Here is a 6,926-nt window from a genome sequence, read left to right on the forward strand (position 1 = left end):
GGTGCCGTCGCCGTGGGCGCCGTGCAGGTCGGCGGGCACGACACGAGCGTCCTGCCGCCCGCCGTCGCAGGTGCCCCGGCGGGGACCTGCGGCTCCGGCACCGGCGCGCTGCAGGACCTCCCGGTCGAGGACGCGCTCACGCTGACCGCGGCGACCGACGACGCGAACGTGCCCGTCTCGCCCTCCGATGCACCGGAAGGTGCATGGCTGACCAGCGTCATCGGCCCGTCCATGTGGCTGTGGCCGTCCTTCGGCGGCGTGCGCGACCTGGAGGCGTACCCCCTCGTGCCCCTCCCCGACGTCGAGACCCCGCCGTTCGTCCGCGTCGTCCTCGCCCACGACGGGACGGTCGTCGGGACGTCGATCGAGCAGGCCGCCGTCGCGAGCATCCCGTACTCGCCGACCGGCTGGGATCCGCTGATGGTCCCGCTCGTCACCTGCGACGAGCCGGGCCGACCCGGCGGTGACCCGCTGCCCGCGGGCGAGTACGAGGTGTACGTCGCACCCGACGACGGGCCGCTCACCGCTGCCGTCGAGTCCGTCTCCCGGTCCTCGACGGTGCGGGTCGTCGACCAGACGGCCGTCTCGGGCCTCCCCGCCGCGTTCCCCGACGACGTGCCGCTGGTCCCGGGCCGCCTGCTCGACGTCCGACGCCTCGACGACGGCGGATGGTTCGTCGAGATCGCGACGCCGGCCGACGACCGGGTGTCGCGGGCGGGAGCACTCCTCGACGGCTCGTCACCCGACGCCGGCCGCGGGCTGGGCGCGCCGTTCTACGGGACGACGCTGCCGGACTGGACGGTGGAGATCAAGGCGTCGCAGGTCGACGGCCTGGAGACCGTCTTCTACGTGCTGACCCCCCGCTGATCCCCCGGCCGGTCGCGTGGTGGAGGGACCACGCGGCTGGCCGGTGCGTCGGGCCGGTCCGCAGGGCGCGGTCAGGCGACGGAGCCGTCGTCCGCGAGCGCGTCGTCGAGCGTGTCGTGCACCGTGAAGACGGGCAGGAGCGCGGTGATGCGGAAGAGCTGGCGGACCCGCTCGGTCGAGATGACGAGCTGGAGCCGCCCGCCGAGCAGCCGCACCTTCTTGAGCGACCCCACGAGCACGCCGAGGCCCGTCGAGTCCATGAAGGTCACGTTGCCGAGGTCGACGACGAGGTCGGTGCGCTCGCGGTCGAGCAGGTCGTGGACGCACTCCCGCAACGCGTCGGCCGTGGACACGTCGACCTCACCGTCGACCTCCACCACGGTCCGCGTCCCCACGTCCCTGCTGGTCACGCGCACCCTGTGCTCCCCCGTTCCTCGTCGGAAATTCAAACATTCCCGACAGGCCCGCGACGAGCGCATCGAGCGGCGTGTTTTCACCCGGGCGGCGGTATCGACACGCCCCGCGGAGGGCTATGTGTCCCGAATCGTGCCGACCTGCGCACTGCGGCTCGGCTCGCCGGTGGTCAGACAGCCGACGGCACGCGTCGCACCGAGGCGAGGGCCTGCCGGTACTCGTCGGTCGTGCCGTCGGGGCGGACCTCCTGCCGCACGTGGTCGCGCACGCCGAGGCCGGCGAGGGTCGCGGTGAGCTCGTCGACGTCGGCGGGCGTCAGGACGGTGGGGTCGACGGTCGTGCGGACCTGCACGTCGACGCCGGACGCCAGCACGAGCGCGAGGGACGCGAAGGTCGCGTCCGCGCTGGTCGTCGCGCCACCCGCCCGCGTGATCGCGCGGTACAGGCGCGCGGGCGCCTTGACGTCGAACCCGACCCAGTCGACGTGCGGCAGCAGCGCCTCGAGCCGGCGCGGGTAGGCGCCGCCGGTGTGCAGGCCGACCAGGAAGCCGGCGTCGCGGACCTCGCGGGCCGCGTCGACCAGGCCTGCCTGCCGCGTGGGCTCGCCGCCCGAGAAGACGACGCCGTCGAGCAGGCCGCGCCGTCGTGCGAGCAGGTCCCGCACGTCGGACCACGGAACGACGCCGGGTGTGCGCGGGTCGAGGATCGCGGAGTTGTGGCAGTACGTGCAGCGCCAGGGGCAGCCCTGCAGGAACGCCGTCGCGACCAGCCGACCGGGCCAGTCGCACGACGACAGCGGCGTCAGGCCCGCGATCGCGAGCCCGTCCGCCGCCGCCGCCGTCGTCGTGCGGTCCGTCATCAGGCCTGCTGCTCCGCACCGGCCGTGGCGAGGGCGCGCTCCTGGAACGGCGTGCGCTCCATGTGCTCGCCCTTCTTGCCGATGTTGAACGAGCTCACGGGCCGGTGGTAGCCCATGACGCGCGTCCACACCTCGCACACGACCTCGCCGTAGCCCTCGTCGGCGCAGCGCGGGCACGTCGGGTGCTCGCCCGAGAGGTAGCCGTGCCGTGTGCAGACGGAGAACGTCGGCGTGACCGTGAGGTACGGCAGGCGGAACGTCGACAGCGACCGCCGCACGAGCTCGCGCGCGGCCTCGGGCGTCGACAGGCGCTCGCTCATGTACAGGTGCAGGACGGTGCCGCCCGTGTACTTCGTCTGCAGGTCGTCCTGCCGGGCCAGCGCCTCGAACGGGTCGTCCGTGAAGCCCACGGGGAGCTGCGAGGAGTTCGTGTAGTACGGGTGGTCGTCCGTGCCGGCCTGCAGGATGCCGTGGTAGCGACGGCGGTCCTCCTTGGCGAACCGGTACGTCGTGCCCTCCGCGGGCGTCGCCTCCAGGTTGTAGAGGTGACCGGTCTCCTCCTGGTACCGGACCATCCGCGCGCGGACGAAGTCGAGCACCCGGACGACGAGCGCGTGCCCGCGCGGGTCGGTGAGGTCGTACGCGTCGCCCGTGAAGTTGCGGACCATCTCGTTGAGGCCGTTCACGCCGATCGTCGAGAAGTGGTTCTCGAGCGTGCCGAGGTACCGCTTCGTGTACGGGAAGAGGCCCTCGTCGATGTACCGCTGGATGACCGTGCGCTTGAGCTCGAGCGACGCGCGCGCCAGGTCGAGCAGGTCGGACAGCGCGTCGAACAGGCCGTGCTCGTCACCCGGGTTGAGGAAGCCGAGGCGTGCGCAGTTGATCGTCACGACGCCGAGCGAGCCCGTCTGCTCCGCCGAGCCGAACAGGCCGTTGCCGCGCTTGAGCAGCTCACGCAGGTCGAGCTGCAGGCGGCAGCACATCGACCGCACGTCGCCCGGGTGCATCTCGGAGTTGAGGAAGTTCTGGAAGTACGGCAGCCCGTACTTCGCCGTCATCGCGAACAGCCGGTCCGCGTTCGGGCTCTCCCAGTCGAAGTCGTGCGTGATGTTGTACGTCGGGATCGGGAACGTGAAGACGCGCCCGCTCGCGTCGCCTTCCGTCATGACCTCGATGTACGCCTGGTTGATGAGGTCCATCTCCGTCTGGAGCTCGCCGTACGTGAAGTCGCACGGCTCGCCCGCGACGAACGGCACCTGCTCGCGCAGGTCCTCCGGGCACGTCCAGTCGAACGTGAGGTTGGTGAACGGCGTCTGCGTGCCCCAGCGCGACGGCACGTTGAGGTTGTAGACGAGCTCCTGGACGCCCTGGCGCACCTGCTCGTACGTGAGGCCGTCGAGCCGCACGTACGGCGCCATGTAGGTGTCGAACGACGAGAACGCCTGCGCGCCCGCCCACTCGTTCTGCATCGTGCCGAGGAAGTTCACGATCTGGCCGATCGCCGAGCCGAAGTGCTTCGGCGGGCGCGCGTCGACCTTGCCCGGCACGCCGTTGAGGCCCTCCTGCAGGAGCGTCCGCAGGGACCACCCCGCGCAGTAGCCCGACAGCATGTCGAGGTCGTGGATGTGCAGGTCGCCCTCGCGGTGCGCACGGCCCACCTCGGCCGGGTAGACGTGGCTCAGCCAGTAGTTCGCGACGACCTTCCCGGCCGTGTTGAGGATGAGCCCACCCAGCGAGTAGCCCTGGTTGGCGTTGGCGTTGACGCGCCAGTCGCGGCGGTCGAGGTACTCGTCGATCGACGAGCCGACCTCGACGACGACCTGCTCGGTCATGTGCGGTGTCCCCTTCGTCCCTGGTGCCCTCCCGCCTCTGCGACCCCACATGTTGTGGTCGCGGCGTCCCCGGAGGACTAGATGTGGCAGTTCTATGCCCGACGACGGGGCCTCCGGGGGACGAAGGTCCCGCCTCCGCGGGCGCATGCACGGCCCTGCGGCCAAAACTCGTCCGGATGCGCGGCGTGTCGCGGCACGGGTGTGCGCGAGGAGCGGCGTGTCGTCCGGGACGGCCGGTCGGGGCGTGTCGCGACGAAGCGCTCAGCCGCGGACGAACCGGACCGGCTCGCCCGGTCGCACCTGCGCCAGGACCCCGAGCGCCGACGACCGCACGACCGCCACCACCGGGTACCCGCCCGTCACCGGGTGGTCGACGCCGAACACCACCGGCAGGCCGTCCGGCGGCACCTGCACCGCCCCCGGGACCAGACCCGCCGACGGCAGCTCCGCACGCGCCCGCGCCCCCTCGCCGTCGTGAGCGCCGGTGCGCTCGCGGCGACGCTCGCGGGGTGCAGCACCCCCGAGCCCAGCCCCGGCGTCACCGACGACACCGTGACCGTCGGCACGCACACGCCGCTCACCGGCCCGGCCGCCGCCGGGTACTCGTCCATCTCGAAGGCCGTCTCGGCGTACTTCGACCACGTCAACGCCCAGGGCGGCATCCACGGGCGGACGATCGAGTACGTCGTCAAGGACGACGGCTACAACCCCGCGACCACCCAGACCGTCGTGCGCGAGCTCGTCCAGGAGGACGGGGTGTTCGCGATCCTCAACGGCCTCGGCACCCCCACGCACGCGTCGGTGCTGGACTACCTCAACGAGAACGAGGTGCCCGACCTGTTCGTCGCGTCGGGCGCGCTGCTGTGGGACGACCCCGAGCAGCACCCGTGGACGTTCGCGTTCAACGTCGACTACACGACCGAGGCGAAGGCGCTCGCGCAGTACGCGCTCGACGAGGGCGGCGACGACGCCGTCTTCTGCGTGCTCGGGCAGGACGACGACTACGGCGAGGACTTCGTCGCCGGCCTGGAGGCGGTGCTCGGCGCCGACGCGCTCGCGGTGAGCGAGACCTACGCGGTGTCCGACCAGGACGTCACCGCGCAGGTGGGCGCCATGCAGGCCGCGGGGTGCACGCACAACTTCCTCGCGACCGTGAACGGCTTCACCGCCCGGACGGTCGGGACCGCCGCCAAGATGCGCTACCCGGCGCAGTGGCTCGCGTCCTCGTCGGGCGGCGACTACCCGACGCTCGCCGGCTACCTCGGCGAGGACGTCGCGCCCGCGGTGCTCGAGGGCTTCGTCAGCGCCAACTACCTGCCGTTCAGCCCGGACAGCGACTGGGTCGCGCTGTTCCGCGAGATCAACGACACCTACAACGCGGGGGAGCCGTTCACCGGGAACACCGTCTACGGCATGTCCGTCGCCTACACGTTCGCGCAGGCCCTCGCCGCGGCGGGGGAGGACCCCACGCGGGAGAGCCTGGTCGAGGCGCTCGAGAGCGGCGACGTCACCGGGAACGGGATCATGCCGCTCGCGTACTCCGCGGACAGCCACCGGTCGTTCGGCGGCGTCGGCATCACCGTGGTGACCGGCGGGGTGCAGGACTACGTCGGGACCGCGTTCACCACCGACGCCGGCGACGGGTCGGTCGAGCCCTACGACGGCGACGCCCCCGCGCCGGAGGACGAGGGCGTGCCGGCCACCTGACGCGACGCGCCCACGACGGAGGGCGGGCGGCCCCGACCGGGTCGCCCGCCCTCCGTGCGTCGACCGTCAGGCCAGGTCGGCCGGTGCGGGCGCGTACTCGGCCACGAGCTCGCGCTTGAGGATCTTGCCGCTGCCGCCCATCGGGAGCGCGTCGCGGACGTGCACCACGCGCGGATACTTGTACGCGGCGATCCGGTCCCGCACCCAGGCGACGAGCTCGTCGGACGTCGCGGTCGCACCCGGCTCCAGCACGACGGCGGCGTGGACCTCCTGCCCCCGCACCTCGTCGGGCACGCCGAACACGGCGGCGAGCGCGACCGCGGGGTGCCGCACGAGGGTCGCCTCGACCTCGCTGGGGTACACGTTGTAGCCGGACCGCACGATCATGTCCTTCGTGCGGTCGACGATCGTGAGGACGCCGTCCTCGTCGAGAGTCCCGAGGTCGCCGGTGCGGAACCAGCCGTCGACCACCGCCTCGTCCGACGCCTCCGGGTTGCCGAGGTAGCCCTTGAACAGGTTGTGGCCGCGCACGACGACCTCGCCCAGCTGACCGGTGCCGAGCAGCTCGATCCGGTCGGCGACCCACGGGTCCGCGATCTCGACGTCGACGCCCCACAGCGGACGCCCGACCGTGCCCGGCCGCGGCCGCTCGCCCACGGAGTTGAACGACACGGTCGGCGCGGTCTCCGTCAGGCCGTAGCCCTCGTGCACCGGCGCCCCGAACGTCGCCTCGAACGCCTCGAGGAGCGCGACCGGCAGCGCCGCGCCGCCCGAGACGGCGAACCGCAGGGGCGGACGGTCGGTCGTGCGCGCCGCCGCCTGGACGAGCCCGACGTACATCGTCGGGACGGCCGTGAACACCGTCGCGCCGTGCCGCGTCATCGCCGCGAGCGCCTCGTCGGGGTCGAACCGGGGGAGCAGCACGACGGCGGCGCCGCGGCGGAACGCGGTGTTGAGGACCGACGACTGCCCGAACGTGTGGAAGAAGGGCAGGCCGCCGAAGATCACGTCGTCGGCCCGGATGTCGCACGTGTCGATCAGCGTCACGTGCACCTGCTCGATCAGCGCGAGGTGGCTCGACACCGCACCCTTCGGGCGGCCCGTCGTCCCGCTCGTGTAGAGGATCGTCGCGGGGTGCAGCGGGTTGACCGACGCGTACGTGCGCAGCGGCGTCGCGGCGGCGGCCTCGTCCTCCAGCCGCGGCGCCGGCACGTCGACGCCGTCGGGCACGAGGACCGTGACGGTCG

The 6,926-nt window shown here is 72.5% G+C and carries 7 protein-coding genes; 2 read left to right on the forward strand and 5 right to left on the reverse strand.

The genetic code is table 11. The annotated features are described in order from the left end of the window. Window positions 1-867: hypothetical protein (locus HGA02_RS07350; protein ID WP_168678477.1), on the forward strand; the 867-nt coding region annotated here is incomplete at its 5' end. Between the two features lie 71 nt (window positions 868-938). Here the strand turns inward: HGA02_RS07350 and HGA02_RS07355 are convergent. The 4 genes from HGA02_RS07355 to HGA02_RS21635 form a co-directional block, all read right to left on the reverse strand. Further along, entirely contained in the window at window positions 939-1,277 is a 339-nt protein-coding gene (locus tag HGA02_RS07355; protein ID WP_425483038.1) for an STAS domain-containing protein, read from the reverse strand. 173 nt (window positions 1,278-1,450) lie between these two features. Then, window positions 1,451-2,140 (reverse strand): anaerobic ribonucleoside-triphosphate reductase activating protein, encoded by a 690-nt coding sequence (locus HGA02_RS07360; protein WP_168678478.1) that lies wholly within the window; start codon window positions 2,138-2,140, stop codon window positions 1,451-1,453. After that, the gene (locus tag HGA02_RS07365) at window positions 2,140-3,972 is read right to left on the reverse strand and encodes a ribonucleoside triphosphate reductase (RefSeq protein WP_168678479.1); all 1,833 of its coding nucleotides are present in this window, start codon (window positions 3,970-3,972) and stop codon (window positions 2,140-2,142) included. Before HGA02_RS07365 ends, HGA02_RS07360 begins: the two co-directional genes overlap by 1 nt. Window positions 3,973-4,233: 261 nt before the next feature. Continuing rightward, the gene (locus HGA02_RS21635; RefSeq protein ID WP_343035352.1) at window positions 4,234-4,542 is read right to left on the reverse strand and encodes a 5-oxoprolinase subunit C family protein; all 309 of its coding nucleotides are present in this window, start codon (window positions 4,540-4,542) and stop codon (window positions 4,234-4,236) included. Between HGA02_RS21635 and HGA02_RS07375 the strand changes: the two genes are divergently transcribed. Further along, a complete protein-coding gene (locus HGA02_RS07375; protein ID WP_168678480.1) occupies window positions 4,447-5,679 on the forward strand; it encodes an ABC transporter substrate-binding protein in 1,233 nt (410 codons plus the stop codon). The genes HGA02_RS21635 and HGA02_RS07375 overlap by 96 nt on opposite strands. 66 nt (window positions 5,680-5,745) lie before the next feature. Here the strand turns inward: HGA02_RS07375 and HGA02_RS07380 are convergent. Beyond that, the coding region (locus HGA02_RS07380) for an AMP-binding protein (RefSeq protein WP_168678481.1) at window positions 5,746-6,926 on the reverse strand (1,181 nt) is incomplete at its 5' end.

This window comes from Cellulomonas septica (assembly GCF_012396155.1).
GTDB classification, from domain to species: domain Bacteria; phylum Actinomycetota; class Actinomycetes; order Actinomycetales; family Cellulomonadaceae; genus Cellulomonas; species Cellulomonas septica.

Bases quoted from the DNA above. Each gene is read 5' to 3' on its own strand.
- HGA02_RS07360 (WP_168678478.1), bottom strand. From the start codon at position 2,140: ATGACGGACCGCACGACGACGGCGGCGGCGGCGGACGGGCTCGCGATC.
- HGA02_RS07365 (WP_168678479.1), bottom strand. From the start codon at position 3,972: ATGACCGAGCAGGTCGTCGTCGAGGTCGGCTCGTCGATCGACGAGTAC.